This window comes from Trinickia sp. (assembly GCF_051954495.1).
Lineage (GTDB): Bacteria > Pseudomonadota > Gammaproteobacteria > Burkholderiales > Burkholderiaceae > Trinickia.
Window position 1 is genome coordinate 43,667 of record NZ_JBQCHR010000121.1, and the last position, 26,939, is coordinate 70,605.

Annotated in this window: 24 protein-coding genes and 2 pseudogenes; 13 read left to right on the forward strand and 13 right to left on the reverse strand. The window is 62.9% G+C overall.

The window, feature by feature from the left end:
- Nucleotides 1–8: 8 nt before the first annotated feature.
- Entirely contained in the window at nucleotides 9–3,911 is a 3,903-nt protein-coding gene (locus ACTHNR_RS16420; RefSeq protein WP_440548716.1) for a hydantoinase B/oxoprolinase family protein, read from the reverse strand.
- A 215-nt stretch (nucleotides 3,912–4,126) separates the two neighbouring features.
- Here ACTHNR_RS16420 and ACTHNR_RS16425 point away from each other — a divergent pair, with 215 nt between their 5' ends.
- Nucleotides 4,127–5,089, forward strand: a complete 963-nt coding sequence (locus ACTHNR_RS16425; RefSeq protein WP_440548717.1) for a LysR family transcriptional regulator — start codon at nucleotides 4,127–4,129, stop codon at nucleotides 5,087–5,089.
- Between the two features lie 96 nt (nucleotides 5,090–5,185).
- Here ACTHNR_RS16425 and ACTHNR_RS16430 read toward each other — a convergent pair whose 3' ends face one another.
- Together ACTHNR_RS16430 and ACTHNR_RS16435 are read right to left on the reverse strand one after the other, a co-directional pair.
- A complete protein-coding gene (locus ACTHNR_RS16430; protein WP_440548718.1) occupies nucleotides 5,186–5,761 on the reverse strand; it encodes a helix-turn-helix domain-containing protein in 576 nt (191 codons plus the stop codon).
- A 257-nt stretch (nucleotides 5,762–6,018) separates the two neighbouring features.
- Nucleotides 6,019–6,915, reverse strand: coding sequence for a LysR family transcriptional regulator ArgP (locus ACTHNR_RS16435; RefSeq protein ID WP_440548719.1), 897 nt, complete (start codon nucleotides 6,913–6,915; stop codon nucleotides 6,019–6,021).
- A gap of 99 nt (nucleotides 6,916–7,014) precedes the next feature.
- On the opposite strand from ACTHNR_RS16435, the gene ACTHNR_RS16440 reads away from it, so the two are divergent.
- The 7 genes from ACTHNR_RS16440 to ACTHNR_RS16470 all read left to right on the forward strand — a co-directional run bounded on the left by ACTHNR_RS16440 (nucleotide 7,015) and on the right by ACTHNR_RS16470 (nucleotide 14,354).
- Entirely contained in the window at nucleotides 7,015–7,644 is a 630-nt protein-coding gene (locus ACTHNR_RS16440) for a LysE/ArgO family amino acid transporter (RefSeq protein WP_440548720.1), read from the forward strand.
- Between the two features lie 151 nt (nucleotides 7,645–7,795).
- Nucleotides 7,796–7,996 carry a hypothetical protein gene (locus ACTHNR_RS16445; protein WP_440548721.1) on the forward strand — a complete coding sequence of 67 codons (201 nt, stop codon included), beginning with the start codon at nucleotides 7,796–7,798 and terminating at the stop codon, nucleotides 7,994–7,996.
- A gap of 631 nt (nucleotides 7,997–8,627) precedes the next feature.
- A complete protein-coding gene (locus tag ACTHNR_RS16450; RefSeq protein WP_440548722.1) occupies nucleotides 8,628–10,223 on the forward strand; it encodes a DUF2957 domain-containing protein in 1,596 nt (531 codons plus the stop codon).
- Nucleotides 10,224–10,306: 83 nt separating this feature from the next.
- A complete protein-coding gene (locus ACTHNR_RS16455) occupies nucleotides 10,307–10,795 on the forward strand; it encodes a hypothetical protein (protein ID WP_440548723.1) in 489 nt (162 codons plus the stop codon).
- 187 nt (nucleotides 10,796–10,982) lie between these two features.
- Nucleotides 10,983–12,233 (forward strand): DUF2957 domain-containing protein, encoded by a 1,251-nt coding sequence (locus ACTHNR_RS16460; protein ID WP_440548724.1) that lies wholly within the window; start codon nucleotides 10,983–10,985, stop codon nucleotides 12,231–12,233.
- Between the two features lie 42 nt (nucleotides 12,234–12,275).
- On the forward strand, nucleotides 12,276–13,109 hold the full coding sequence (locus tag ACTHNR_RS16465) for an OmpW/AlkL family protein (RefSeq protein WP_440548725.1): 834 nt from the start codon (nucleotides 12,276–12,278) through the stop codon (nucleotides 13,107–13,109).
- A gap of 186 nt (nucleotides 13,110–13,295) precedes the next feature.
- On the forward strand, nucleotides 13,296–14,354 hold the full coding sequence (locus tag ACTHNR_RS16470) for a permease (RefSeq protein ID WP_440548726.1): 1,059 nt from the start codon (nucleotides 13,296–13,298) through the stop codon (nucleotides 14,352–14,354).
- Between the two features lie 61 nt (nucleotides 14,355–14,415).
- On the opposite strand, the gene ACTHNR_RS16475 is transcribed toward ACTHNR_RS16470, so the two are convergent.
- From ACTHNR_RS16475 to ACTHNR_RS16485, 3 genes are all read right to left on the reverse strand, one after another.
- Nucleotides 14,416–14,796: a lysozyme inhibitor LprI family protein gene (locus ACTHNR_RS16475; protein ID WP_440548727.1), complete on the reverse strand. Its 381-nt coding sequence runs from the start codon at nucleotides 14,794–14,796 to the stop codon at nucleotides 14,416–14,418.
- 34 nt (nucleotides 14,797–14,830) lie between these two features.
- Nucleotides 14,831–15,517 (reverse strand): N-acetylmuramoyl-L-alanine amidase family protein, encoded by a 687-nt coding sequence (locus ACTHNR_RS16480; RefSeq protein ID WP_440548728.1) that lies wholly within the window; start codon nucleotides 15,515–15,517, stop codon nucleotides 14,831–14,833.
- A gap of 263 nt (nucleotides 15,518–15,780) precedes the next feature.
- Complete coding sequence (locus tag ACTHNR_RS16485) at nucleotides 15,781–15,918, reverse strand: entericidin A/B family lipoprotein (protein ID WP_440548729.1); 138 nt, start codon at nucleotides 15,916–15,918, stop codon at nucleotides 15,781–15,783.
- 249 nt (nucleotides 15,919–16,167) lie between these two features.
- On the opposite strand from ACTHNR_RS16485, the gene ACTHNR_RS16490 reads away from it, so the two are divergent.
- The 4 genes from ACTHNR_RS16490 to ACTHNR_RS16505 all read left to right on the forward strand — a co-directional run bounded on the left by ACTHNR_RS16490 (nucleotide 16,168) and on the right by ACTHNR_RS16505 (nucleotide 20,351).
- Complete coding sequence (locus tag ACTHNR_RS16490; RefSeq protein WP_440548730.1) at nucleotides 16,168–16,539, forward strand: YciI family protein; 372 nt, start codon at nucleotides 16,168–16,170, stop codon at nucleotides 16,537–16,539.
- Entirely contained in the window at nucleotides 16,536–17,798 is a 1,263-nt protein-coding gene (locus ACTHNR_RS16495) for an RNA polymerase sigma factor (RefSeq protein WP_440548731.1), read from the forward strand. The genes ACTHNR_RS16490 and ACTHNR_RS16495 overlap by 4 nt, the downstream gene beginning before the upstream one ends.
- Before the next feature lie 125 nt (nucleotides 17,799–17,923).
- Entirely contained in the window at nucleotides 17,924–19,033 is a 1,110-nt protein-coding gene (locus ACTHNR_RS16500; protein ID WP_440548732.1) for a Rieske 2Fe-2S domain-containing protein, read from the forward strand.
- 70 nt (nucleotides 19,034–19,103) lie between these two features.
- Nucleotides 19,104–20,351 (forward strand): LysR family transcriptional regulator, encoded by a 1,248-nt coding sequence (locus ACTHNR_RS16505; RefSeq protein WP_440548733.1) that lies wholly within the window; start codon nucleotides 19,104–19,106, stop codon nucleotides 20,349–20,351.
- Nucleotides 20,352–20,437: 86 nt separating this feature from the next.
- Here the strand turns inward: ACTHNR_RS16505 and ACTHNR_RS16510 are convergent, their stop codons facing one another.
- From ACTHNR_RS16510 to ACTHNR_RS16520, 3 genes are read right to left on the reverse strand one after another with little or no spacing between them, the layout of a single operon-like run.
- On the reverse strand, nucleotides 20,438–21,145 hold the full coding sequence (locus tag ACTHNR_RS16510; protein WP_440548734.1) for a substrate-binding domain-containing protein: 708 nt from the start codon (nucleotides 21,143–21,145) through the stop codon (nucleotides 20,438–20,440).
- A 13-nt stretch (nucleotides 21,146–21,158) separates the two neighbouring features.
- Nucleotides 21,159–21,842, reverse strand: a complete 684-nt coding sequence (gene ligK, locus ACTHNR_RS16515) for a 4-carboxy-4-hydroxy-2-oxoadipate aldolase/oxaloacetate decarboxylase (protein WP_440548735.1) — start codon at nucleotides 21,840–21,842, stop codon at nucleotides 21,159–21,161.
- A 2-nt stretch (nucleotides 21,843–21,844) separates the two neighbouring features.
- On the reverse strand, nucleotides 21,845–22,870 hold the full coding sequence (locus ACTHNR_RS16520; RefSeq protein WP_440548736.1) for an amidohydrolase family protein: 1,026 nt from the start codon (nucleotides 22,868–22,870) through the stop codon (nucleotides 21,845–21,847).
- Between the two features lie 490 nt (nucleotides 22,871–23,360).
- Here ACTHNR_RS16520 and ACTHNR_RS16525 point away from each other — a divergent pair, with 490 nt between their 5' ends.
- On the forward strand, nucleotides 23,361–24,602 hold the full coding sequence (locus ACTHNR_RS16525) for a cystathionine gamma-synthase family protein (RefSeq protein ID WP_440548737.1): 1,242 nt from the start codon (nucleotides 23,361–23,363) through the stop codon (nucleotides 24,600–24,602).
- Nucleotides 24,603–24,690: 88 nt separating this feature from the next.
- Here ACTHNR_RS16525 and ACTHNR_RS16530 read toward each other — a convergent pair whose 3' ends face one another.
- From ACTHNR_RS16530 to ACTHNR_RS16545, 4 genes and pseudogenes are all read right to left on the reverse strand, one after another.
- A complete protein-coding gene (locus tag ACTHNR_RS16530; RefSeq protein ID WP_440548738.1) occupies nucleotides 24,691–25,011 on the reverse strand; it encodes a helix-turn-helix domain-containing protein in 321 nt (106 codons plus the stop codon).
- Nucleotides 25,004–25,368 (reverse strand): annotated as a pseudogene (locus tag ACTHNR_RS16535) (type II toxin-antitoxin system RelE/ParE family toxin). Before ACTHNR_RS16535 ends, ACTHNR_RS16530 begins: the two are co-directional and overlap by 8 nt.
- A gap of 325 nt (nucleotides 25,369–25,693) precedes the next feature.
- Nucleotides 25,694–26,506, reverse strand: a complete 813-nt coding sequence (locus ACTHNR_RS16540; RefSeq protein WP_440548739.1) for a class I SAM-dependent methyltransferase — start codon at nucleotides 26,504–26,506, stop codon at nucleotides 25,694–25,696.
- Between the two features lie 143 nt (nucleotides 26,507–26,649).
- Nucleotides 26,650–26,939, reverse strand: a pseudogene (locus tag ACTHNR_RS16545) (hypothetical protein); the annotation flags it as partial.

The following is a 26,939-nucleotide window of genomic DNA, read 5'->3' on the forward strand; positions in this document are numbered from 1 at the left end:
GCGCTGCGTTAATGAGCTTGCGCGCGCCGCGCCGATGGCCGGCCTTCGCCACCGTGCCGCTCGGCGCGCCGGCGGACGGTCGCCTCGCGATCGATCCGGCCCTGTTCATCGAACACGCAGCCGTAGTCATTCTCAGCCTGTTCGCGGCTGACGTAGTCGTTTTCGATATCCGCCTCAATCGACGAAAGGTCGCGCTCGAGCGGATTTCCGTACCCGTGGCCGCCTGCGACGAAGACCTCGATCGCAGCTCCCGCGGCTTCGAGCGTGGTCAGGCTGGCGTTCTCCAGTGCACGCGGCTCGGCATCGGCGCTTTCATACAGATTCGCGCGAATCGAGCTGCCGGGCTTTCCTCCGAGCAGGCTATTTACCCCTACGCCCTGCCCGTATTGATTCAATACGCACTGGGCGGGGTGCGCGTCGCCCAGCAGTTTGACGATTTTCACGCGTTGCCCCAAACCGCCTCGATGTCGCCCTGCGCCGCCCGAATCCGTCGTCAACTGCTTTTGTTCGACCAGCATTTCCGTGCGGATTTCGAACAGTTCGGTAGACGTATTGCTGGATCCGATCGGATACAGCAGGCCGGACTTCCCATCGTTTCTCGCCGAGCCTCCCTCGCCGCCGCCCGCGAACATGTGGGCAATGAATGCCTCGCCTTCGCTATTCGTGCCATAAAACGGCGCAGCCCACGGAAACCCGGTAAACGCGCGCACATTGCGAGGAATCGCTTGCGCCAGCGCCGAGAAAGTGTTCGGGCCGAGGAACCATCCGGTAGTCTGCCGACGGCTCACGGACGCCGGCTTGCTCGCATTGAGAATCGAGCCTTCCGGAACCTTGAGCGTAAACGGCTTGTAGTCGCCCGAGTTGCCGCGCACCGATGGCGTCAGCAAACACTTGAATGGGTAGACCGTGTGAGCGCTCGCATAGTTGAGCGTGCAGTTCACCCCGCCGCGCGGCGCCTGCTTCGGTGCGCCGGACAGATCGACTGTGATCGCGTCGCCATCGACGACGATTTCGACGGGTAGTCGCTGAATCTCGCCGCCGAGGCGGCCGCTGATTTCGCTGCTGTAGACACCGTCCGGAATCGCTCGGATGGCTTCGCGCATCGCGGCTTCCGAACGGTCTTGGAAAATTCGAGAAAGCACCGTCAGATCGCTCATTCGATATTCCGCCAGGAACTCGGCAAGACGCTGGGCGCCGATCGACGATGCCCCCACGAGCGCATGCAGATCGCCAAGGACCTGCCGCTGATCGCGTACATTTTCGCGCAGCAATGTCACGAGGTCCTCGTTCTGCACGCCGCCCCGATAGAACTTCATAGGCGGAATTTGAAAGCCTTCTTCGTAGATCTCCCGCGCCTGCTCCAAGTTGCGCGTGCCGCCGATGTCGGTTACGTGCCCCACGGCGCCGATGTGGCCGACCACGCGGCCGCCGTAAAAAACGGGCGTGACGAGCGCCACGTCGAATAGATGCCCAGCCGCAAGCCACGGATCGTTGGTGACGAGGACATCGCCCGGCTGCAACTGATCCAGAGGGAAGCGTTCGAGCACTGCCTCGATCGCTTTCGGCAAACACATGTTGAACACCGGCTGCGCACGCGGGCTGCTGACCAGAATTTGGCCCTTGCTATCGAACAGACCGAGCGAGAAATCCTGCGCGTCGGATATGATCAGCGAGAATGCGGTACGGCAAACGGCGTCCCAACACTCGTCCGTGATGTTTACGAGTCGCCCCCACATGATTTCCAGCCCGATCGGATCGCTCTCGATACGCGCCGCGACAGCGGCGGAGGGGGTATCGGCTTCGATGGCGATTTTCGACGTCCGATCCGCCTCGCCGATCATGATCCGCAGGTTCATCTGTTCGTCGATGATGAGCGTGTCGCCCGGCGGCACCACGGTCGTCGATTCGACCTCCTCGACAATGGCCGGGCCGGCGACGGTGTCGCCTTGACGCAGCGAATACCGGTCGTAAATGTTTGCTTGAACGTAGCCGTCGCCGAAATACGCGAGCCGCTTGCCCTTGAGCGCCGCATCGGCCGGCCCGGCATCGTGACGGGGCCGCAGCGCGATGTCCGGAGCCGGACCGGCGACGCGCACGCGCCAACTGAGCGCTTCGATGATCGCGCCAGGCGGAACCGCTCGGTAGAGCGCCTCGTACACCGCCTTGAACGAGGCGCGTATCGTCTCGAGCGCAGCCGCATCCATGCGACCCGCCGGCAGCGGGACGGAGATCTCGCGCAACTGTCCGCGCAGGCGCATGTCGGCGCTTCGAGTCACCGTCTCCGTGCCGGGCGCAATATTCGCCTCGCGCAGATTGTCGCGCGCGTCGCGTTCGATCTCGTCGAGCAGCGCATTGACCGCATGGAAATCGGCCGCTTCGTCAAGCGTGACGACGGCCGACCTCACCGTTTCGAATCCGGGCGGAGCAACGAGGAAGCCGACTGCGGAGGCGGCGCCCGATGCGGGAGGAATGAGCACCTCCTTCACGCCGATCACGCGCGCCACTTTAGCGGCATGCGCGGGCCCCGCGCCACCGAACGCCGCCATGGCGAACCCACGCGGATCCCGGCCTTTTTCCACGACATGCGCACGAGCGGCGGCAGCCATGTTCTCGCACACGATGGTATAGACACCCCATGCGGTCTGGGCAGCGTCGAGCCCAAGCCGCGCTCCTAGCCCCGCGAGCGCGGTTTCGGCGGCGCCCCGGTCCAGTTCGATCCGGCCACCGCAGAAAAAGCCCGGGTTCAAATAGCCGAGCGTGAGGTTGGCATCGGTAACGGTCGGCAGGGTTCCGCCCAAACCATAGCAGGCGGGCCCAGGTTTGGCCCCGGCGCTCTCCGGGCCGACCTTGATGAGACCGACTTCATCCAAACGGGCGATCGATCCGCCACCGGCCCCGATTTCGATCATTTCGACGACCGGCGAACGAACGGGAATACCGCTGCCCTTCTTGAAGCGATCGACGCGCGCGACTTCCATCATCGGAGCGACGGTAATCGCCCCGTTCTGGATCAGCGCCGCCTTCGCGGTCGTGCCGCCCATGTCGAACGCGATCAGATCGGGACGATCGAGCTTGCGTCCAACGAGCGCGGTAGCGAGCGAGCCGCCCGCCGGCCCCGACTCGAGCAGACGAATCGGAAAGCGCTTCGCGACGTCCGGCGTGGCAAGACCGCCCGAAGACAGCATCAACGAAAGGCGGCCTTTGAAACCGCGTTCGGCGAACTTGTCCTGCATCGAACGCAAATACCGGTTCATCAGCGGTTGCACGAACGCGTTGGCGGACGTCGTGCATACGCGTTCGTATTCGCGCACTTCGGCGGCGACTTCGCACGAGAGCGAGACCTCGAGCTCCGGAAATTCATCGGCCAGCAACCGCCCCGTTTCCAGCTCGTGTTCCGGGCTGTTGTACGAATGAAGGTAGCAGACCGCGACCGCCTCGATGCCGTGCGAGAGCAGCGCTTCGGCCTCGCGACGGACCATGTCCTTGTCGAGCGCCGTGATGACTCGGCCCGTTCCGGAGATCCGCTCTGTAATCTCACGTCGAAATTTCCGTGGGACCAATGGCTTCGGGTAAGTCAGGAACAGATCATAGATGTCGTACCGCTGCTCGAACCCCAGTTCCAGCACGTCGCGAAACCCGCGCGTCGTCAGGAGCGCCGTGGGGCAACCCTTGCCTTCGATCAGCGCGTTGGTCACGAGGGTCGTGCCGTGCACGACCTCGTGCACGTCGCCAAATGCAATACCCGCGCTGGCGAGTAGCGCTTCTATCCCGGTTACCGCGCCGCGCGACGGATCGTCCGGGGTGGTCAGCGTTTTATAGATCGTCAGCGCACCGGATGCTGCCTCGTGCAACGCAAAGTCGGTGAAGGTGCCCCCGATGTCGAATCCCACTCGGTACTGTTTGCCGCTCATGTTCGTTCCCTGTCCTCTGATGCAGTACGGTCAGCACGGCGGGTCTGCCTCGTAGCCGTGCGCTTGACAAAGTATCGGCAGCCAATTTGTGTTTGGGCTTTCGTTTAGAAAAGCTTAATGTTAGTATTTGTACATTGGATGCTATTCATTCGTAAAACTGATTTACATAGACTGGCGGGAAAGGGCCGCGGTGGGCCTGGCAACGTGAGGTTTCGATGAAAGAACTGACTTTTGATCTGCATGCGCTCGAGGCCTTCGTTGCGGCATGCGAGAGCGGCTCCATGATCGACGCGGCGCGCAAGCTTAACCGCACGCAGAGCGCCATCAGCCAGCAAGTGAAGAATCTGGAAACGCAGAACGGCATCCAGTTGTTCGACCGCGATTTCCGCCCATCGCGGCCGACGGCGGCTGGGCGCCTTCTGTTGGAACTCGCCAAGGACTTGCTGGAACACGCGCATTCGGTATCGGAGCGCCTGCTCGATGTATCGCAATCGGATCATGCGCAGATCCGGCTGGGGGCCGTCGACTCGTTCGCCGCCACGGTGGGCCCGGCCCTTGTCAGGGCAATTTCGGAAACCGCGGGACAGGTCGCGCTGTGGTCTGGGCTCACCCCCACGCTGAGCGAGCAGTTGCAGAAGCGCGACCTTGACCTCGCCATCTGTACGGAATCGCCCATTCCTAATCCGCGCATCGAGCAGCGCTTGCTCTTCAGCGAAATGTTCCTCGCCGTCGTGCCGGAATCGCTACAGCCGACGCCAAAGAGTCATACCGATGGATTCGGTGGGCTATCGTTGTTGAGATATTCGCGGCGCTCGGTGATCGGGCAGCAGGTCGACCGCTATCTGCGGCACATTGGCCTCGAAGCGCCGCGACGAATGGAATTCGACGCGTCCGACCCCTTGCTCGACCTGGTCGCATCGGGCGCGGGCTATGCGGTGACCACGCCCCTGTGTCTGTGGCAGTCGCGGCATTGTCTTCCCCACGTGCAAATCGTTCCCCTGCCGATCAGTCCGCTCGGGCGACGCAACTTCTATCTGCTGTTTCGCGCGGGAGAGTGGCCGCAATTGATGGATGAAGTGTGCAACGTCACGCAGCAGGTGTTGGAACAGCAGATCCTGCCGGGCATCCGCGCCGCGCTTCCAGCCGTGCCGCCCACGGCAATCGAATCCAAGCTGTGATGCGGCCGTGCGGAACAACGCAAACGATTGCGCGGCCGACCAAGAAGTGGACATCGCGCGATCATGCGCAGCCCTAAGCGCGCAGCCTGACGCTCGTTAAAAAAGCCGCGGCGTGCCGACCCATACGAGCGTCGCTTCCACGTCGCCCGTATTTGACCAGCTATGCGGCACCGTCGATTCGTAGTGCGCGCTGTCGCCCGCGTTCAGCACGAATGTCTTGCCTTCGAGCGTCAGCGACATTTGGCCGGAGATGACGTAAAGAAACTCCTCGCCCGCATGCGTCGTGACCTCCGCGGCCTTGGTCTGCCCGGCCGGCAAACGCACGAGAATACTTTCAAGCTGAGTGCCGACCGCCGAGTTGGTCAATCGGGCAAACAGGTCAGTCGAGTCGGCAAAGCTGAAAAAACGCAATTGCCCGGCGCGGCGCACCGAGCGCTCCTCGCTCGGCGTATCGACGAAGTATTGCAGCGTGACGCCGAGCGCCGTGGCGATGCCGGCCAAAGAGGTCAGCGACGGCGTGGCGAGACCGCGTTCGACTTGGGACAGAAAAGGCTTCGATATCCCGGCTGCCGTCGCCGTTTCATCGAGCGTTCTACGCAGGCGGTGCCGCAGCGCTCGTATCTTGCTGCCCAAATCCGCAGCTTGGCGGGCACTTTCGACGTTCAAGGCCATAGGTAATGCGTTGCTCGCGAGTAACAGTGGTCGGAAAAACTAGCGATTTATATGGCGCGAAGCGCCCGGCGCGTCTCCGCGCAGCCGGCCTTGCCTCAAGACGGCGATAAGGACAAAGCACTCTATGTTGCCAGAACCCGTTGGCGAAACGCAAAAAGGAGGGTTTACCGCAACTCGCCCGGACGCGCCGCCAAAGTCGAACGGCACGACGGGCGCATATATTGGGGCCTATTCAAACCACCGCCTATTTGCAGGCGTCAATCGAGAAACTCGCCCGCGCGTTGCTTCAATACCGTGCCGAACTCATCGAGCCAGCCGATCGACAAACGCCAACTCTGCCAATACAAATCGACATCGAGATGACGGCCCGGTGTAAGTTCGACGAGTTGGCCACTCTCGAGCGCCGCGCCGATCATCGTCGTCGGGCACATGCCCCAACCCAATCCCGTGATGCAGGCGCGCGTGAAGCCGCCCACGTGCGGAACCCAGTGCTGCGGCGGATCGAGCTCCGCGCGCGTCACCTTGCGCATGAAGCGCGTTTGCAATGCATCCTTCGGATTGAACACGACGCAAGGCGCGCGCCGCAGCGATTCGCGGTTGACGCCATCCTTGAAGTAGCGGGCAAAGAACGCGGGCGAACAGACGGCCAAATAGCGCATTCGACCCAAGCGCACCGAACGGCACCCTTGCACGGGCTCGGCTTGTGTCGTCACCGCCCCTTGGACGCTGCCGTCGCGAATACGCTGCGCCGTGTAATCTTGATCGTCGATGACGAGGTCGAGCAGCATTCGCCGCTGCGCGCAAAAACCCGCGACGGCATCGATGAACCACGTCCCCACGCTATCGTCGTTGACGGCGACACGCAGCGTCGGCCATAGCTCGCCGAGCAGGCTGCCCGTCATCGACGGCATATCGTCGGATAGCTGCGCCTCGAGCAAACGAACGCGCTCGGTATGGCGGCAGAGCAACGCGCCCGACGCCGTGGCCACGCAAGGCTGGCCGCGCTTGACGAGCACACTGCCTACCCGCTCCTCGAGCAACTTGATGCGTTGCGAAACCGCGGACGGCGTGACGTTCAATTCGCTCGCCGCGCGATCGAACGAACCGAGACGAACCACTGCGGCGAGCGCATCGAGCAAAGCGTAGTCGAGCATTAGCGTTCCTTAACCAGCTTTAGGGAAATTAGCTGTCCTTATATGCATCCGGCATGCAGACTAACGCCATCGCTCGGCATCGTCTACCCCCGAACCATCATGAACTGGACCGCTTATTCACACGGCGCGGCGCTTTGCGCCTCGCTCATCGTCACCATCGGCGCACAGAACGCGTTCGTCTTGCGCCAAGGGATCATGCGCTCGCACGTCGGCAAGGTCGTGGCGCTTTGCACGTTGTCGGACTTTCTGTTGATCGGCGCGGGTGTCGGCGGCGCCTCGGCGCTGGCGATGCGCTATCCGCGTCTCGTCGAAGTGGTGTTGTACGGCGGGCTCGCCTACCTCGCCTGGTTCGGTATTTCCACACTGCGCAGGGCTTGGCGTCCGGGCCACGCCATCATGGAAGTGAGCGGCGAATCGGCAGCCGCACCCGCTGCCGGCTCGCAAAGTGCGTGGTCGGTGATCCTCATGACCCTTGCGTTCACTTGGCTCAATCCGCATGTGTACGTGGATGTCCTGTTGCTCATCGGCACCGCGGGGGCACGAGAACCGGAAGGGTCGCGTATGGCGTTCGCGCTCGGCGCAATGACTGTCAGCCCTTTGTGGTTCGCCTCGCTCGGCTACGCCTCGCGGCTCTTGGCCCCACTGTTCCGCAAGGCGACCGCCTGGCGCATCCTCGACGGGGCGGTCGGCAGCATGGTGCTGCTCGTGGCAGCCGCGCAACTGCGCTGATGCGGTGGACCGACGTAAAGTGGGCGCCGGCCCAATAGATCGGACACCTAAGGATTCCAGCGTCACGAATTGTCATCTATCCGTGTTATAACAACGGCGGGCAATCGTTTGCGTGTCCTTGCGGCACGCGGTGACAGCTGGAGGGCATGAATTGAAGATCGTCGGCTACTGCACGCTATGGGCCATTGCAGCGTCGCTGCTCGTCGCCATGTGCGTCATCATCAAGCAAGGTCACGTTCAATCCGATAGCGGCAAAGACAGCGACATCGTCGCCGGCAAGGCCGTCGGCCGCACGCCGGCGGAGCCGTCCGCGCCCAAACCCGTCTCGCACGCATCGCTATCATCCGTTTGAACGGCGGGCAGAGTCGGCCGCCCCTTACGGCCGACCTTCGCATCTGCATAGATTTCGGCGCAAACGCCTTGCCCTGAATATCGCGAAGCCTTCGCGCACATTGCTCGATTGCGGAAAAACTGAAATCTCGGTTTCACCAAAACATCACATCGCCGCCGCCCCATCATAACCCTCAACGGGAAAATCGCATGAATTCAATCATGCAACTTATCAAAGTTATCCCTATATAATTCTTATCGTATCCACCTATGATTATTGGGAGTTTACTTCTTCGCCAATTCCGCCCCCCTGGCCAAGCCAACCCCCATGCAGGAAGCATAAACTCGACGTCTCCTCCACTCTCTTAAAAACTCATCTCAAAACCATTCACTCGATGCGCATGAGATTCCGATCAAACATCAATTGATCCATTGTTTCAAACGATCACTTAAGTCCGCGTAAACACAGAACAAAAAATAAAAGGTCGTTTGGACCGAGATCTCTATTTACATAAATCGCGCGCCGCCTTTAAGGTAACGCCCGCAGCCACTGATATGCGATTTAAGAGACGAATATCAGCTATCGACAATTACGCGCCTTGCGTGCAGCCGGGAAAGCGCCACAGCGCGAAACCGGCCGTCAGGAGACAACCATGCCGCCGTTAGCGCGAATTCAATCAGCTATTTCAGTATCCGCCGCGGCGTTCGCCGTCGCCGTACTCTGCGCCAGTTGCGGCGGCGGCTCGGACGATCCGGCGCCGATCGCCGCCGCACCCTGCGCCAGCAACACGTGTTCAGGTTCGGGCGCCGCCATCCAACCGTCCGATCCGAAAGCGCTCTGCCCCGCGTCGCTCGACTACGGCACCGTCTATACGGGCGGCTCGGGCAGCGGCGAGTACATCAAGGTCAAATTCGACACGTCGAAAAAGCAATACCAAATGACCTTCGTCGAATCGGCGGTGCCCACCTCGGCCGGGCAGGTCAACACGACACGCGCCGGCTTGACGATCACGGGGAACTTCGAAAATCCGAATCTCTACACGGTCGCAAACGGACAAGGCGTCGCGACGACCCCGCTCAAGCTGCCCACGGCCGAGCAGAACCGTTGCGCAATCGTGCTGAAAAGCGGCAGGACGGCGGACGGGTCGTATAGCGTCGCCATCGATCCCAACGACCCGCCGATGCTGTTCGTCGGCAACGGCATCGTCGGCGGCGGCATTCCGGGCTCGACGGTGCAGTTCGACGGCATTTCGATCGCGCCGGGCGTGCAGGCCGCGATCGTGCCCAGCAAGACCTTCGACTACTACCCATTCCTCGCCTTTAGCCACACCGTCACCGATTTCTCGAGAGTCGCGGGCCGCTACAACGCGCTCGGCATTCGCTTCACGCCGTCGGGCGGCAACTTTCAAACGAACGCCGTCGCCCCCCTAGGCACGCCGCTCGGGTGGCAAGTCGACGGCGTGCAGATAGCCGAAACGCTGAACGGCGACGGATCGTGCGTGCCCGACACCGGGCAGCCATACGCATCTTGCCTAACGACGGGCGCCGATTGGGCACGCAGAACCAACACCGATGGATCCCAAGACAACGTGTTCACGAGCGCCGCGAACCTCGACTGGGGGCTCGGCCCCGTCTACCCGGTGGCCGGCCAAGGACAGCTGCAGTCCGCTTTCGGCGGCAACCGAGCCCACGGCATCTTGATCGCCGGCGAACTGGACGGCCAGATCATTCCGGTCGTCATTCGAGTCGGCTACGCGCACTCGGGCACGGGCCTGCTCGATTCGACGGTCGACGATCAGCTCGGCATTTCCCTGCTTTCCCCCGTGCAACCGGTCGACGCGTCATCGCTGGCGGGTGCATTCATCGGAGCGAACAGCGTCACGGCGTGCGGCCTCGTCAGCGCGTACGGGCCCACCGCGCCGCAGGTGTATGAAGGCGCCTGTCTCGACGACACGACGACGAAGTATGCCGGCGTCAACTACACGTCGACGATCTTTCAAGGCACGAGCGCCGCCTTCCTCAATCCTTTCACGTCAACCGCGGCCACGAACTTCACGCTCGATTTCACGCAAGCCCAGCCAGGGCTCGTCAAGGTCACAGCGCAAAACAACTTCACGTCGGGCGCCGCCACCGTCTTCAAGACAAGCGACACCGGCTACCTGATCAAGGTCGGCTCCGTATTCGCTTTGCTCATGAACGGTACCGGCTTACCGAATCCGTTCTTCACGATTGGCGCGTTCGTACAGTAGCGGCGGTACAGCTTCACGGGGCGGCCTGGGGCGCCAGCCGGCCGCCATCCCACTTGCCTTCATCCTGATGAGAGGTTCTCGACATGAAGCGTTTCAAGCTCATCCCCGTAGGTGCGGCATTGGCGTTGTTCGTTGCGGCTTCTGCTCCCGCGTTTGCCGTAACGGTATCCCCGGCAGGCTCGATCAGCTTGACGGGTTCGACCACGCTCGGAAAATCGGGCCTTCCTCTCGGCTGCACGGCCACGATGGCCGGGACCATCGGCAGCACCGGCGAGATCTCGATCACGTCGGCCAAGTTCTCCGGCAACAGTTTGTGCTCGCTCGTCGCGCCGACGAATCTCCCGTGGACCGGACAGGTAGCGAATGCGACGAGCCTCTCGCTGAATAACGTCGCGGTCGACGTGAAGGTCGCCGGGCTCGGCGGTCAATGCGGCCCCACAGCGCTCTCGGCCAGCATCACGGAAAACACGGCGCAAAAGGAAACGATCATCGGCTTCGCCCATCAAGTCCTCTCGAATGGCTGCACCGTATCGGGCTCGCTGACGACGACGCCGTTCCTGACGGTCCATTGATCCGCTGCAACGGCCGCGACGAGTAGTTTCACCCCGCTTCGAGCGCGCCCGCCTCAGGAGACGCGGGCGCGCCGATCGCAACAAGCATGAACGCACAGGCGGCCAGACACCGCCGCGGCGCGTGCGTATTACGCCCAGGCCCCACGATATTCAGTTTTCGCTCGAATTCCATTATTTAGGACTCCATATGGTCTACCGTAGCCTGCTCTCGACAACGCTAGCCGCTTTTGTTCTCTGCGCATGCGGGGGCGGCGGCGATCCACCCGCCCCGGTCGTCATGCGGCTATGTCCGCAGGCGCTCGACTATGCGACCGTTTTCACGGGGGGCGCCGGCTCGGGCGAGCTCGTGCAAGTACAGCTCGACACCACGGCGATGACCTACAAGATCACGTATTTGGCCTCGCCAGTGCCCGTCGCGAAGGGCACGGTCTTGCCGACGCGCTCCAGTGCACCGAACAACGTCGTCACGGGCACGATGACGCAAGAAACGTTACTGCCCACGACGAAGCTCAATCAATGCGCATTCCGCTTGGATAACACGAGCCTCGATGCGACGCGCCCCGCTCGCGTGTTTCTGGGCGAAGGCGTCTTGGGCGGCACGATTCCAGGCGCGGAAATTTCTTTCGCCGGCGTGGCGGGTGTGGGCGTCGTGCCCGATACGACGTTTCCGTACTATCCCTTCATCGCGTTCGCGCAAACATCGACGAGCTTGGCTGAAATCGCCGGCAAGTATTCGATGCTCGGCTATCACAAAGTGCCGTCGCAAAATTTCGCGCCCGTCGCCGTCGACGGCTCGGTCACGATCAACGCCGACGGCAGCTTCACCGAATGCGACAACACCGGCCTATACGCAGGTCAATGCCGACAGGCGGGGACGAACTTCGTGGCCCGGATCGACTCTCCGACGTTCGAAACCGACCGCTTCACGGGGCAAGTTGCGCCGACCCAAGCCGTGAACGGTGCGCAAGCGCAGGGCGTCTTGATTGTCGGGAAGTTGCGCGGCCAGTTGGTGCCGATCCTCATTCGCGTCGGTGCGGCCGATCCGTCGATCGTGTCGCCGCCCGGCTCGCCCCCGAAGACGCCCCTGGCCGACGACGAATCGGGCATCGCGATGCTCGCGCCGCAGGCCAATGTCGCCGCCGGCTCGCAAAACGGCGAGTACGTCGGCGTCGACAGCAACTTCGCCTATCGCACGACCGCGTTGATGAGCGCGCAAGCCGCGATGCTCGACCCGTTCAACGCATCGCTGGCTTCGCTCGCCACATCGATCGATCTCGATTACACGCAGGCGTTGCCGGGTCTAGTCAAGGCGAAGGCGACAAGCGCGGCTAGCGGGGCGGAGGTCGGCAAGATGATTTTTTCGGGCGGCACGATCGGATACCTCGATACGTCCGACCCGAGCGCTCCGTATTTCGCCGTCAGCGCATTCGTTCAGTGAACACACGACAAACAAGGCCGAGGAAGCAGGGATATGGGGATCATGAAGGTAGTTGCGCCGCTCGTCGCGGCATCCGTTTCGACGTGCATGTCGGCTGGCGCACAGGCTCAGCAGGCAGGCGAGAACGTCGTTTCGCTCGGTTGGTATCACATCGCGCCGCAGTATTCGAGCGATCCGTTGACGACCCACGTGGCGCCGATGCCGATCAACGCGTCGCTCGGCCTGCCATCGGCATTTACATCGGCCGGAACGGGATTGACCGTCAGCCATGCCAATACGATTGGGCTGACGTTTACGCATTTCATCACCGATCACATTGCGTTGACGGCGCTCGGCGGCGTACCGCCGGAGTTTCACATCACCGGATTCGGCGTGATCCAGCCGCCCGGCCCGGCAGGCGCGCTCGGGCATGAAAACTTGAACGACCCGTCGAACAACCCGATCGTCGGGAAGGTGCGGCAGTGGACGGCCGGCGCGATGCTGCAGTATTTCTTCGGCAAGGCGGAAACACGATTTCGCCCGTTCGTCGGCGTGGGCATGACGTACACGTGGTTCAACGCGTTCGAGCTGAATCCGAACTTTTCGCAATCGCTCAATGAGAACCTGGGCAGCGTGCTCGCGGCGGGAGCGGGCAAGCCGGGGCCGACCAGCATTTCGGCGAAGTCGTCCTCGTCATGGACGCCTGTCTTCAACATCGGCGCGGCGTACGCATTGAATAAGCATTGGCAGATCAATGCTTCGGTGTCCTACACGCCGCTCAAAACTTATGCGGAGACCGACATCAAAGCCGCGGACGGGACGCTGCTCGCGGTCAGTAAGGCGAAGCTGAACGCCGATCCGATCATCACGTTCCTGGCGCTTTCATATCGGTTCTGAGGTAGTCCAACGAGCGCGAGCGTATCGCATGTGTTCGCTAACAAACGACAGCGACACCCAACTTCGACCGGATTACCGCGCCGGCGGTATGATCGCGGTTGAATCCGCATGGAATTGAATCGCGCGCCCTCGCCCCACGCGCGCGCCATCGCCCCCGTCGAATCACGATCTCACTCAACGATGTCGATGAACACGACCGCCGCCCGAAATCACCGCCATTTGATCGGCCCCGCCATCCTGCTTCTGATCGCGGTGGGCGGGCTGTTCTACGTCAAATGGTTCCCCTACTACAACCGCGCATTCGTCGCGGCCAGCCGGCACTCCATCGGCGGTTCGATCCTGATGGGCGGCGCCGCCGCCGCGCCCGCGCCCTCGTGGGATGCCGCGCTCGGCTACGCGATCGCCTACGGCAAGGCCATCTGGCAGGCGATGGTGCTGGGCCTTCTGCTCGGCTCGGCCGTGCAAGCCTTGATCCCCTCGCGCTGGATCTTGCGCGCGCTCGGCAAACGCGGTTTCGGCAGCGTGATGACCGGCGCTGTCATGTCGCTGCCCGGCATGATGTGCACATGCTGCGCCGCACCCGTGGTCGCGGGCCTTCGCGCGTGCCGCGCCGCACCGGGCGCGGCTATCGCGTTCTGGCTGGGCAATACGCTGCTGAATCCAGCCACGCTCGTCTTCATCGGTTTCGTGCTCGGCTGGCAATGGATGGGGCTGCGGCTCGCGTTCGGCCTCGCCCTAGTGCTCGGCATCGGCTATCTCGTCGATACGTTGGCGACTAAAGAGGAAGCCGACGCCGCGCAGACCGCCTTCGAGGAGATGACGGCGCAAGAAGATACAGGCGCGATGTTTTCGCGCTGGCTGAAGATTCTCGCGCGCATGACGCTACGCCTCGTGCCCGAATACGTCATTCTCGTTTTGCTGATGGGCGCCGTGCGGGCATGGCTGTTCCCGCACATCGGCCCGGGGATCGGCGCCAGCATCCCGTGGATCGCGGCATTTGCCATCGCCGGCGCGCTGTTCGTCATTCCGACGGCCGGGGAAGTGCCGATCATCCAGGCGATGCTCTCGCTCGGCATGGCGACCGCGCCCGCCGCCGCGCTGCTCGTCACGTTGCCGCCTGTCAGCGTGCCGTCGCTCGCGATGCTCGGCCAGTCGTTTCCCACGCGCATCCTTGCGCTCACGTGCGCATGCGTGGTGATCGGCGGCATCATGGCGGGGGCGGTCGCGGTAGTGATCGGGCTGTAGCGCGTACGTCCGGAAGAGCGCCTTCACGCGAAGATCGCCCTTCCGATAAAGCAATGACGGGCTATTGCTGGCCCATCTTCGAGTCGACGCAACCCGTGCTGTTGCATTCGCGCTCGCGTTCCTGAAGGAAGGCGAGACGTTGCTGCGTCATGGTCACGGCGCAGTCGAGGTTCACGAAGTAGCCGTTGTCTTTCTCTTCGCTGCACTGCTGATCGCGCTCCTTGAGCCATGCGAGCTGGCCCGTCTTCAGCGCGCCTTGCTGCGAGGCGTTCAGGTGCGAGCGCAGACGCGAATATTGAGCGTTCAGATCGCGATCGGCTTGCGAAAACACGGTGCTCGCGCAATAGACTTGGTCGAACGCATTACGCGGCTTGGCGCAGCCCGCCGCATGCGAAGCGATCGGCAGCAGGGCGACACTGAGGAGCACGGCGATTTTCTTCATGGTTTTTCCTTTTTATCGAGAAAAGACAAGCACTTCAGGGATGACAATCCACGACGCCTTTGGAAACCGCGTCGGCCAACTTGGAAATCGTCGCGGGCTCCGCGAGCCGCCGCTCCTCCTCCGGATTGACGATCACACCCGCCTCCACCAACACGGCGGGCATGCGCGCGGTTTTCAGCACGACCAGATCGTCGAACCGGTGAATGCCGAGGCGGCGGTCGATCAGCGGACGATTCTCGCCCTTGATCGGCGTCGCGTGATAAAGCGACGGCGTTTCCCCGGCCGCTAGCAAGCGCTCGCCTATCGCCTTGGCGCAGGCAAGGCTTTGCTCGTAGTGCGGATTGAGTTCCGAAACGAAGATCGCAAAGCCTTTCAATTCCTTATTCCTGCCGGCATCGATCCACGCCTGCTGCATCGAATCGTGATGAATGGAAATGAAGAAGTCGGCTTTGGGCGCGGCATTGGGCCGATCGGTCAGCGAAATATCGCGTCCGTCCGCGCCCGTACGTGTGACGCGCTCGCCCGCTGCGGCCAGATCGCTCGCGACGGCCGCGCTCAAATCGAGGTTATACAGATGTTCGACGCGACCGCTCGCGCCCGTGGCGCCCGGATGTGCCGGCGTATGGCCGGCGTCGACGATTACCCATGCCGCCTGGCAGGTGGCGGCGCACAACACGCCGAATATGACTGGAATAAGGCGAGTGACGAAAGTTCTTGCCATGGGAAAACCAAGCGCGGAATTGAAGTTTGTTTTTAAAAGCAAAGGCGGCCAGTTCGCAAAGCGCCGCTAGTATCGGCGATGCGGCGCGCGTAAGTCTACCTTTAAATCGCCCGCGTCTTGGCGTAATGAGGTTTTGCAGTGGGAAGTGGGAAGCGAGAGGCCCCGGCCGCCTGCGCTCGACCTCGATCGAGCGCAGGCGCGGCCTTTAAGGGGCAAGCGGCGTCGAAGCCGCTGCGGGCTGGCTTGCTGCGGCTGACTTCGACCTAGTCGGAATGCCGTTCGGCCGAGTTGGTAATGGCGTGACCGCCCTTCGAAATATCTTCTCCGGCGCCGGCCACCGTATTGCAGGCGGCCAGCAAAACCGTGCCCAACAGCAAGAAAAGTGCGGTGAGTCGCGTCATGTATGTTCTCCATCGGCGCACCTACGCCTATGCTTAGGGGGAGCAATCACTGTGCCAACGCGCTGGGCCAAGCAGGACGGTACGTTCCGACGCATGTCGCCGGTTTGACTTGGGAAGAAGCGTCGCGGGCTTGAAAAATCGTCCGTATGATATTTTTCGACGCGATTGTCCCTCAGCGTTGCGCCGGCGCGTCATTGTGACGGCGGCCAGAAGTCAGTCACCCGCCGCAACCCTACGACGGAGGCTTACATGCAATACCTGTTGATGATCTATTCCGAAGAAAACGGCTGGAACAAGATGACGGACAGCGAGCGGCAGCAAGGCGTCGCCGCCTATCAGGCGTATACGGAATCGCTGCGCAAAGCCGATGTCCTGCTGGGCTCGAACCGGCTGCAGAACACGAATACGGCAACCACGGTGCGGCTCGTCGACGGCAAGGCGCAGGTGCTCGACGGCCCCTATTCGGATTCGAAGGAGCAGTTGGCCGGCTATTACCTGATCGACGTGCCCGATTTGGACGCCGCCATCGCCTGGGCCTCGCGCTGCCCCGGCGCAGCGCACGGCCTCATGGAAGTACGCCCGATCTGGCCCATGGCGACCTACGCGCAAACCGCGGCATGACTCCGGGCGGCGGCGAGCCTCAATTCGACCACGCCGCCCATGTCACAGCGGAGGCCGTCGCTCGGCGCAGCTACGGCAAGCTCGTGGCGCTGCTGGCCATGCGCACGCGCGACGTGGCGGCGGCCGAGGACGCCTTGGCCGACGCATTCGCCGCCGCGCTCGCGGATTGGCCGCGCCATGGCTGCCCCGCTAACCCCGAAGGTTGGCTGATGACCGTGGCGCGCCGCCGAGCGATCGACGGCGCACGCCATCGGCGCATTGGCGACGAAGTCACGAATCAGCTCGCCATTCTGGCCGACGAAATCGACCAGCGTGAAGCGGGTGCGCTGCCCGATCGGCGGCTCGCCCTGCTCTTTGCGTGCACGCACCCCGCGTTGGATGCCGCGATTCGCACGCCGCTCATGCTGCAAGTCGTGCTGGGGCTCGACGCTAAAACGGTCGCCTCCGCGTTTCTCACCTCGCCCTCCGCGATGGCCAAACGCCTCGCGCGCGCCAAGACGAAGATCCGCGAAGCAGGCATTCCCTTCACCGTGCCGGAACCGGAAGAACTGCCTGGTCGCATCGATGCGGTGCTGCAAGCGGTTTATGCCGCCTATGCGGAAGGATGGACCGATCCGGTGGGCGGTGACACGATGCGGCGAGACCTCGCCGACGAAGCGCTCTTTCTCGCTCGGTTGCTCGTCGAATTGCTCCCTGACGAACCGGAAACGCTGGGGCTGCTCGCGTTGATGCTGTACGCGCAGGCGCGGCGCGATGCACGGCGCGATGCCGAGGGCAACTATGTGCCGCTGTCGGCCCAAGACACCGCGGCATGGAATGCGCCGATGATCGTTACCGCGGACGCACTGCTGCGGCGCGCCAGTACGTGTCGAGCGATAGGCCGGTTTCAGCTCGAAGCCGCGCTGCAATCGGCGCATGTGTACCGCTGCCGCACGGGCCGGCCGAACTGGGACGAAGTGGTGCAACTCTACGATGCGTTGCTCTCGATCGCGGCGTCGCCGGTGGTCGCGGTGAACCGCGCGATTGCGCTGGGGCAGCGCGACGGTCCGCAAGCGGCGTTGGATGCGCTTGCCCCCTATGAGGACGATGCGAGGCTGTCCGACTATCAGCCGTATTGGGCGGCGCGCGCCGATCTGCTCGCACGCGTGGGCGCCACGCGCGAAGCGCTCGAAGCGTACGATGTCGCGATCGGGCTCGAGCGCGATCCGGCGGTGCGACGGTTCTTGCAAGGCAAACGCAGTGAACTCGCGCCCACATAGGTGCGCCGGCATGCGCCGTTTCGCGTAGACTGCGCGAGATCCCCGCCCGCGAATGGGTCCCAGGCAGGTACCGGGCCCGCCGGCGGCGACGGCCAAAGCTCCCGTTCTAAAAGGAGGCGTTACGCATGCATGCAATGCCGGTGCTGGACAGCAGTGCCATCGACTCCCCCGCAAGCGCGGGCGCGCGCGATCTGCGCCGCGTCCCCATCCATCCCGATCACTGGTACCCCCTCGCCTGGTCTCGCGAAGTCAAGCAGGGCAAAGCCCTCGGGGTGCACTTCGCCGGCGACCCGATCGTGCTGGCGCGAACGCAGTCGGGCAAGGTATTTGCCCTGGAGGATCGTTGCGCGCACCGCCAGGTGCCGCTGCATGGGGGTGTCGTGGAGGGCGAGTCCATTCGGTGCGGCTATCACGGCTGGACGTACGACTGCACCGGACATTGCGTGGATGTGCCCTACCTCGGGCGCGAACGCCTGCCCAACGGCGTGCGCGCCTACCCCTGCCGCGAGGCCTACGGGCTCATCTTCGTCTTTCCGGGCGATGCGGCGCTTGCCGAAGACAAGCCGCTGCCGGCCATGCCCTCCGTCGAGGACAAAGCGTATAAGACGCGCCGCTTCGGGCGTGAGGTGAAGTGCCACTACTCGTTCATGCACGAGAACTTGATGGACATGAACCATCAGTTTCTGCACCGGCGGCAGATGGGGCAAATGCGGGCGCGCTCGCTCGGCCGCCGCCGCGGCGACGACTGGGTGGAAGTGGACTACACGTTCGCGCGCGAGGAAGGAAAACAGCCCGTGGGCGAAGCGCTGGTATTCGGCGCCAGCAAGAAGACCGAGGCCCCCGACGCCAAGGACGTCATGACGGTACGCACCGGCTATCCGTATCAGACACTGCAGATCCGCTCGAGCGACGGCACGCTCGTGATGGACCTTTGGATCGTGTACGTGCCGCTCGATGCGGCGCAGCGCACGAACCGCACCTTCGGCATGCTTTCGATCCGTAAGCCGGGCATCCCGTTCGCCCTGGACTTGGCTTGGCCGCTGCTCGTCTGGTTCACCGAACGCATCTTCAAGGAAGACCGCTGGATCGTCGAGCGGGAACAAGCGGCCCATGACATGCAGGGCGCAGATTGGAACCATGAGGTATTCCCCGTCATCCTCGAATTGCGCGACCTGTTGCGCAACTGCGGCGGCCGGACGGTGATCCCGATTCGGCAGACCAGCGATACGGCCTGACGGCGTCCGGCGACGCAAGGTTCCGCATGACAACGCGTGCCGGATGCCGAAGCAACGGCGCAGCATTCCAATGAACGAACACGCCCTACTGAATCTCGCTCACCTGCACGCGGTGCATGTCATCGCTGAAACGGGCAGTGTCAGCCGGGCGGCCGTTGCGCTATTTCGCGCTCAATCAGCGGTCACGCGCGCCGTTCAGGAGACTGAAAAGACGATCGGCGAGCGCCTATTCGATCGCAAGCCCTCGGGCATGCTGCCCACGCCGGTATGTCGCGTGGTGCTTCAGCGCGGCGCTCGCGTTTTCGCGGAACTGGAAGCGCTGGCCAAGTGGAGCCGAACGCGACGCTCGGCGAGACAAACGGCCGCCGATACGCCCCTGCCCGCCTACCTGCTCAACACGCGAAGGCTACAGCTGTTCGTCGTCCTCGCGCGCCACAAGCATATGCCGAGCGCCGCTCGTACGTTGGGCATCTCGCAGCCGGCCCTGAGCAGCGCGGTGCGAATACTCGAGAGCGGCGCGGGCATGCCGCTCTTTTATCGCAATCCCCGGGGGCTGCTGCTCACGAGCGAAGGCGATACTTTCCTGCTTCATGTACGCCGCGCGCTGAACGAACTGCGGCACGTATCGGACGACGTCGCCGCGTCGCGAGGCAGCATTCAAGGCAGCGTCACCGTGGGCGCTTTGCCGCTCGCGCGAACCCACGTGCTGCCCGAAGCCATTGCACGCGTGGTCGGCAAACATCCGGGCGTACGTATCGTGACGGACGAAAGCGCCTATGAAACGCTCGTGGGCGGGCTGCGCGCCGGCGATGTCGATTTCATCCTCGGTGCGCTTCGAGACAACGATGCGGCGAGCGGCCTCGCGAACGAAAAGCTGATGTCGGAGGACCTTGCCGTGCTGGCGAGGCCGGGCCATCCGTTGGCGCAAACGCGCGGCTTGACGGTCGGTCAACTGGCGCGTGCGCAATGGATCTTGCCGCGGCGGCAGTCACCCTCGCGCGGCCTGTTCGAAAACCTATTCAAGCGCGCGAAAATCAAGCCGCCGATGCCCACCGTGGAAACGGCCGATCTGGCGGTCATTCGCGGCTTGCTGCTTCGCACCGACATGCTCGCCGTGCTGTCGGCGCAACAGCTGCGTTACGAGTGCGAGTCGGGGCAGCTCGTCGTCCTCGACGCACCCACCAAGAACACGAACCGCGATATCGGTCTAACGCTGCGGGCGGGCGGTACGCCCTCGCCCGCGGCGCGCGCGCTCATCGATGCCATTCGGACGGTGGCCGGAGAAGAGGTGGGAACGCGGCGCATCGTTCATCGCTAGCGCCGCGAATGCGTTCGGCTCGCGCAGCGCGAAAACGCCCTTAGGCATCTCCTCGGCGCGGCGCCGGACGCACCAACCCACATCGCTCATGCCGCCTCCATGCCGTAGCGCTGCTTCACCGCATCGCCCTCGGGCGCGGCAAGGAACGACAGCAAAGCTCGCGTGGCGTCGCGGCGCTTCGATGTCGAACAGACCGCCGCCGAAAACACCGTCACCGCTTCGATTTCGCGCGGCAGGACGCCAACGACATCAATGCCAGGCAGATCGATCAATTCGCTCAGCTGCTGAAAGCCCAATTCGACTTCGCCCCGTTCGATCAGCGTACCCACCGGCGTACCGGGCGGAGCTTTGACGATACGACGCGCAATTGTTTCCGCAATGCCCCAGCGCTCGAATAGCGCAACGATATGCCCACCGCTCGGGCCGGTCGAATAGCCCACGCTGCGCGCGTCCAAGACCGCCTGCCGGATAGCGGCCTCGCTGCGCACGTCAGGATGAGGCGCGCCGTTTGCCACGGCGACGGCCACCTTCGAACGAGCCACATCGACACGGCCGCCCATTTCCACGCGTCCCGCTTGAGCCAACCGATCGATCGCGTCGCTGGCCAACACGACGAAGTCGAACGGCTCGCCGGCCGCCACACGCCGGGCAGCGTCCACGCCGCCGACCGATTCGATCAGAACCTGCTGGCCGCACTGCCGTGCGTAGCCCTCGACGAGCTCGTTCAGAACATGACGGGTCGCCATCGACGAAATGCCGGTAATCGGCCCGGTCGCCACTGCATCGTGATCCATCGGCATGGCCTCCTCAATCGATATAACGCAACCCGGCGCGTTGCAACGGTTCGCGCATTTGATACATGTCCAACCCGAGCACGCCCGACGCGAGCTTGGCGCGCTTTTGAACTTCATTCGCTTCGCGCGCGGCCGCTTTGTCGAGCGTTTGCGCCGCCGCGGCGGCCGGCACGATGACCACGCCGTCATCGTCGGCGACCACCACGTCGCCCGGATTCACGAGCGCACCCGCGCACACGACGGGGATGTTGACCGAGCCCAGCGTCGCCTTGATCGTGCCTTTGGGGGAAATGGCTTTGCTCCAGACCGGAAAGCGCATTTCCTCCAGCACCCGCACATCGCGCACCCCGCCGTCGATGATCAACGCCTTCGCGCCGCGCGCCTGAAAGCTCGTCGCCAGCAGATCGCCGAAATAGCCGTCCGTGCAATCGGCCGTCACTGCGGCAACGACGATATCGCCCGGTCGAATCTGTTCGGCGACGACGTGCATCATCCAATTGTCGCCGGGCTGCAGCAACACCGTGACCGCCGTGCCGCTCGCCCGCGCGCGAGGGTAGACGGGCCGCATGTAAGGTTTCATCAGACCGGTGCGGCCCATCGCTTCGTGCACCGTGGCGCTGCCGTATTCGCCGAGCTTGTCGGCCACCTGTCCGTCCGCGCGCGCAATGCTGCGGTATACGACTCCCAGCTCATACATGATCAAAGCCCCTTGGTGTTCAATGCGGCGTGAAGGCGCGGGTACACACGCCGCGCATTGCCTTCGTAAATCTTGTAGCGATCCTGTTCGTCGATGTTCACCGCTTCGATATAGCGCTTCGTGTCGTCGAAGAAGTGCCCCGTTTCCGGATCGATGCCACGCACGGCGCCGATCATCTCGCTGGCGAAGAGAATGTTGTCGACGGGGATCACGCGCGTGAGCAGATCGATGCCGGGCTGGTGATAGACGCAGGTATCGAAGAAGACGTTGTTCAGCAGGTGCTCCTGCAGCGGCGGCTTCTCCAGCGCCTGCGCGAGCCCGCGAAATCGTCCCCAGTGGTAGGGCGCCGCGCCGCCGCCATGCGGGATGACGAAGCGAAGCGTCGGAAAATCGCGGAATAGGTCCGACGTCAGGCACTGCATGAAGGCGGTGGTATCGGCGTTCAGATAATGCGACCCCGTGGTATGAAAGCACGCGTTGCAGCTCGTGCTGACATGGATCATCGCCGGGATGTCGTATTCGACCATCTTTTCGTAGATCGGATACCAGTAGCGATCGGACAGCGGCGGACTCGTCCAATGGCCGCCCGAGGGATCGGGATTCAGGTTGATCGCGACGTTCCCGTACTGCTCCACGCATTTCACGAGCTCGGGAATGCAGCTTGCCGTATCGACACCCGGGCTTTGCGGCAACATGGCTGCGGGAATGAAGTGATTCGGGAAGAGTTCGCTCACGCGATAGCAGAGCTCGTTGCAGATCGCCGCCCACGTGCTCGACACCTGGAAGTCGCCGATGTGATGGGCCATGAAGCTGGCCCGCGGGCTGAATACGGTCAGGTCTAGGCCGCGCTCCTTCATGAGCCGCAACTGATTGCGCTCGATCGATTCCCTAAGTTCATCGTCGCCGATGCGAAGCTCCGATGCCGCCGGCATCGCCGAGGGATTGCCGATAGCAGCCACCTGGCGATCGCGCCAGGCCTCGAGCGCCTTCGGGGCCGTGGTGAAGTGGCCATGAATATCGATGATCATCGATCCTCCGTGCATTGAATGGGTCGCCGACTCGCGATGCATCGAGCGACGACCTAAGGCTAGGGACTGCGCGCCGTGCTGAGAAGTACCGGTTAACGGGATTCGATGGGGAGCGCGAGGCCTAAACGGCACCTCCCGCCGCGCGATGAAAGATGCTGCCGGCCGGAGTGCCCTGTCCGCTATGGGTTTGTCCGAGCGGTGCCGACGACTGCCCCGCCGCGCCCGCCCATCACATCCGATAAACGAATTAGATGGAAAAAGAACAAAGTCGCACAGCGCGGCCGGCGGGACGCCGTGCAAAGTCGCCAGATGCGTGCTCGCCTGCGACCATGTCACAATGGCAACCGACCCGCGCATAGGCGTCTGGGGCGCGGACCGGAGCACAATGGCGTATTTCCCGTGCTTGCCACAGTGGTGGAAAATAGCGGGAGGGCGTTGGCTCATCGCCAGCAGCCGGCCGGAAGCGGAAAACTTCAGAAGCGGAGAAGGGATGGACAAGCAAGGCTTCACCACCAGCATCGTTCACGGTGACCGAATCATGGGCACGGAGCACGGCGGCGTGCGCCAGCCGATTCATACGTCGGTTCAATATGGTTTCGAGCGGGTCGAGGACCTGATCGGCGTGTTTCAGGGCACGAAAAAGGGCGGCTTCAACTACGCCCGGCAAGGCACGCCCACGACCGCCGCGCTCGAGCGCAAGATCACGACGCTCGAAGAAGGCGTCGGCACGGTGTGCTTCGGCACCGGCATGGCGGCGATCACGGCCACGTTCCTCACGCTGTTGCGCGCGGGCGATCATATGGTGTCGAGCCGATTCGTGTTCGGCAACACCAACAGCTTGTTCGGCACGCTGCGCAACTTCGGCATCGAGGTTACGACCGTCGATGCGGGCGATGCCGAAAACGTAAAAAACGCCATCCGGCCGAATACGCGCATGGTGTTCGTCGAAACCATCGCGAATCCGGGCACGCAGATTCCCGACTTGCAAGGCATCGGCGATCTATGCCGCGAGCGCGGCGTCGCTTATGTGGTCGATAACACGATCACCTCGCCCGCGTTGTTCAAGCCGAAAGCGGTGGGAGCGAGTCTCGTCATCAATTCTCTGACGAAGACGATTGCGGGCCATGGCGCCGCGCTGGGCGGAGCGGTGACCGATACCGGTCTGTTCGACTGGAGCGCTTATCCGAACATCGCCGACGAGTACCGGCGTTCCGCGGCGAAGGATCAGGGGCTCTTGCAGATCCGCAAGAAAGGTTTGCGCGACATGGGGGCGGCTTTGTCGTCCGAGCAGGCGCATTCGATCGCGATGGGCGCGGAAACGCTCGCCTTGCGCGTCAAGCAGAGCAGCGACAACGCGTTCGCCCTCGCCCGGTTTCTCGAAGGACACGAAGCAGTCGGCAAGGTGTTCTACCCGGGGCTGGAAAGTCATCCTCAACACGGGATCGCGAAGGCGCTGTTCAAGGGCGCGTCGTGGCTGTTGTCGTTCGAACTGCGCAACGCGGAGCGCATGGTCGATGTCGTCAATGCGCTGAAGCTGCCGATCAAGGCCACGGGCTTGGGCGACACGCGCACGTTGATCATTCCCGTCGCGCCGACGATCTTCTTCGAGGCGGGGCCGGAGACGCGCAAGGCGATGGGCATTTCCGACGGCATGCTGCGGCTGTCCGCCGGGATCGAGGATGTCGAAGACCTGATTGCGGATTTCGAGCAGGCGTTGAAGCTGGCGGCTTAGGGTTGATCGTTTAGAAACCGACGGGCGGTGTGGGGCGTGAAGGCCCCCTCATCGCCCTATGAGCTATCGTGCTGCCTCGCGCCGATCGTCAGGCAAATATCGCCAGGCCGTTCTTCTGCACGAGTTGCAGCATTCGAGCCGCAATCCCGCTCGGCTTCTTATCGCCTTGCTCCCATTGGCGCACCGTTGACGTGGTGGTGTTGAGATACAGGGCGAAGACGCTTTGGCTGACATGCAAGCCTTCGCGGATTCTGGCGATCTGCTGAGGGTTGAATTCCGGTGCCTTCTCGATGCATAGCTCGTCGTACTCGCGCATCGTCTTCTTACCGATGACCTTAGCGCGATGTAAGCCGGCAGCGGCGCTATGAATCGCTTCCGATGCGTCGCTTTTGTAGCGGGCCTTAACCATTACAAATCTCCGTTAGCTCCCTCAACGCCAACATATTTTCTACATCCGCGTTGTTCGCCTTCCATAGTCCCGAGCAAGTTTTTTGAAATCCCGCAACTCGCGTTCATCGATGTTCGCGCAATCATTCTTTGCGAATAAGTAAACGAATACCCAGAAATCACCGACCTTGTTGACGACGATGCCGCGCTTTCTGTTTCTATCTAGTCGCTTCTTCCAAACGTTGCCCCCAAGATCGTCGCCCTGCCCGTCGTTCAACTCTCTAGCAGCCTTGCACAAGGCCGCGTCGGAAATCTCCCCAACCCTTGCCGCCTTGGTGAACCATGCTGTCTTGAATACTCTCGGAGCCCGTCTTTCCATGGATGTCGAACTGAATCTTAGTGTACCACTTAGTGGTATGGTTATCAACTACCCACATGCGGGGGAAGGATTCATCCGGGCGTTGGGTCCATAGGGGGTTTCGCGCTTCAGCGGGAGATCGCGCCCAGGAGCCATGGGTAAGCTCCCCGCCATGTCAAATTGAATCTCACGCGTTCCCGCTTGAGGTCGACATTGTCTTAGCACTGTGCAGGCGTTATGCAATAACGAGTCGCATCTCGGACGCAATCACCATATGACAGAGCCATCCCGCCAACGAGTGGAAGGCGGCTCTATCAGGTATCGCCTACCAGCCCTTGTGCGCCCCCTACCCCGCCGCCACGACGACATGCGCTTGAATCTTCCCCGCCACCGGCCCTTCGCCGTGGCGGCTGGCGATCGCCTCGGCCGCTTTGTCCGTAGCCAACTGCAGCAAGCTCGCATCGCGCGTTTCAATCTCATTGCGCAGCGGCGTTCCCAAGCAATAAGCGGTCGCGACGTCGCGCGCCGACGCCGCGCGGCCGACCTTTTCGTGCGTCGTGATTTCGATATCGGTGAATCCCGCGCGCCTGACGTCTTCGCGGATCAGCGCCGCATTGTGATACCCGTGCGGCGTACGGGCCAAGAAGTTCGGAGGATCATGCGGAAACAGCGTGCCCACCGCACGCGTGATTTCATCGGCGAAAGCGTTGTCCTCGATGCGGTCCCACACACTGAAAATAAAGCGCCCGCCCGGCTTCAGCACTCGCCGCGCCTCGGCGTACCCCGCAACCCTGTCTGGAAAAAACATCGCACCGAATTCGCAGCAGACGATGTCGAACGACGCATCGTCGAACGGCAAGTCGAGCGCGTCCGCCTGGCGCCATTCGATTCGACTATCGGCCCCTTGCCTGGCCGCCGCAAAGTCGAGCATGGGCTGATTGAGATCAGTCACCACGTAGCGTGCCGAGGCATCGAGTTTAGGCGCCAGCGCTCGGGCTACGACGCCGCTGCCGGCCGCCGTTTCGAGCACAGAGCCAGGAGAGAACGCCGCGACGAGCGCCGCCATATCGGCGGCGTAAGCCTCGAAGATCATCGGGACCATCAGCGTGTCGTAGAACTTCGGGATCGATCCCGCGAACGCCTTGTCGCTCTCAGTCATGATGCCTCCTTCAAAGCGCTGCCCGCGCCTTCAATCATCGATTGGAGCGGCGATCGCGTCGCTCCGCCCTATTCCGCTAAAGCCGCTAACCTCAAGATCCCGCTCCGCAATATCAGCTATCCCACGAAAGCCGCGAGCCGCCATTACCGGCTCAGGGCCGCCTGCGCGCGTTGCAGCCACTCGCGATTATGGTCTCGGGCATAGCGCGGCCAATGCTTGGCATCGTGCACGATCTCGCCGTAAAGCACCCGCGCACGCCCGCGGTCGGCGTCGTCGGACCGCGCTGCCAGCCAATCGGCGTATAGACAACGCGGCGCCGCGGCACTTGCGCTGGCCAGCGCCACCTCGATTGCGGCACGCGGGCCCGGCGGAGCGAGCGCCGCCAGCGCGTGTGGGTCCACGACGGCCGGGGCGGAGTTCTGCCGGGCGTCCG

Excerpts from the sequence above, each read along its gene's own strand:
- ACTHNR_RS16420 (WP_440548716.1), bottom strand. The coding sequence starts at position 3,911 with ATGAGCGGCAAACAGTACCGAGTGGGATTCGACATCGGGGGCACCTTC.
- ACTHNR_RS16425 (WP_440548717.1), top strand. The coding sequence starts at position 4,127 with ATGAAAGAACTGACTTTTGATCTGCATGCGCTCGAGGCCTTCGTTGCG.
- ACTHNR_RS16430 (WP_440548718.1), bottom strand. The coding sequence starts at position 5,761 with ATGGCCTTGAACGTCGAAAGTGCCCGCCAAGCTGCGGATTTGGGCAGC.
- ACTHNR_RS16435 (WP_440548719.1), bottom strand. The coding sequence starts at position 6,915 with ATGCTCGACTACGCTTTGCTCGATGCGCTCGCCGCAGTGGTTCGTCTC.
- ACTHNR_RS16440 (WP_440548720.1), top strand. The coding sequence starts at position 7,015 with ATGAACTGGACCGCTTATTCACACGGCGCGGCGCTTTGCGCCTCGCTC.
- ACTHNR_RS16450 (WP_440548722.1), top strand. The coding sequence starts at position 8,628 with ATGCCGCCGTTAGCGCGAATTCAATCAGCTATTTCAGTATCCGCCGCG.
- ACTHNR_RS16455 (WP_440548723.1), top strand. The coding sequence starts at position 10,307 with ATGAAGCGTTTCAAGCTCATCCCCGTAGGTGCGGCATTGGCGTTGTTC.
- ACTHNR_RS16460 (WP_440548724.1), top strand. The coding sequence starts at position 10,983 with ATGGTCTACCGTAGCCTGCTCTCGACAACGCTAGCCGCTTTTGTTCTC.
- ACTHNR_RS16465 (WP_440548725.1), top strand. The coding sequence starts at position 12,276 with ATGAAGGTAGTTGCGCCGCTCGTCGCGGCATCCGTTTCGACGTGCATG.
- ACTHNR_RS16470 (WP_440548726.1), top strand. The coding sequence starts at position 13,296 with ATGAACACGACCGCCGCCCGAAATCACCGCCATTTGATCGGCCCCGCC.
- ACTHNR_RS16475 (WP_440548727.1), bottom strand. The coding sequence starts at position 14,796 with ATGAAGAAAATCGCCGTGCTCCTCAGTGTCGCCCTGCTGCCGATCGCT.
- ACTHNR_RS16480 (WP_440548728.1), bottom strand. The coding sequence starts at position 15,517 with ATGGCAAGAACTTTCGTCACTCGCCTTATTCCAGTCATATTCGGCGTG.
- ACTHNR_RS16485 (WP_440548729.1), bottom strand. The coding sequence starts at position 15,918 with ATGACGCGACTCACCGCACTTTTCTTGCTGTTGGGCACGGTTTTGCTG.
- ACTHNR_RS16490 (WP_440548730.1), top strand. The coding sequence starts at position 16,168 with ATGCAATACCTGTTGATGATCTATTCCGAAGAAAACGGCTGGAACAAG.
- ACTHNR_RS16495 (WP_440548731.1), top strand. The coding sequence starts at position 16,536 with ATGACTCCGGGCGGCGGCGAGCCTCAATTCGACCACGCCGCCCATGTC.
- ACTHNR_RS16500 (WP_440548732.1), top strand. The coding sequence starts at position 17,924 with ATGCATGCAATGCCGGTGCTGGACAGCAGTGCCATCGACTCCCCCGCA.
- ACTHNR_RS16505 (WP_440548733.1), top strand. The coding sequence starts at position 19,104 with ATGAACGAACACGCCCTACTGAATCTCGCTCACCTGCACGCGGTGCAT.
- ACTHNR_RS16510 (WP_440548734.1), bottom strand. The coding sequence starts at position 21,145 with ATGGATCACGATGCAGTGGCGACCGGGCCGATTACCGGCATTTCGTCG.
- ligK (WP_440548735.1), bottom strand. The coding sequence starts at position 21,842 with ATGTATGAGCTGGGAGTCGTATACCGCAGCATTGCGCGCGCGGACGGA.
- ACTHNR_RS16520 (WP_440548736.1), bottom strand. The coding sequence starts at position 22,870 with ATGATCATCGATATTCATGGCCACTTCACCACGGCCCCGAAGGCGCTC.
- ACTHNR_RS16525 (WP_440548737.1), top strand. The coding sequence starts at position 23,361 with ATGGACAAGCAAGGCTTCACCACCAGCATCGTTCACGGTGACCGAATC.
- ACTHNR_RS16530 (WP_440548738.1), bottom strand. The coding sequence starts at position 25,011 with ATGGTTAAGGCCCGCTACAAAAGCGACGCATCGGAAGCGATTCATAGC.
- ACTHNR_RS16540 (WP_440548739.1), bottom strand. The coding sequence starts at position 26,506 with ATGACTGAGAGCGACAAGGCGTTCGCGGGATCGATCCCGAAGTTCTAC.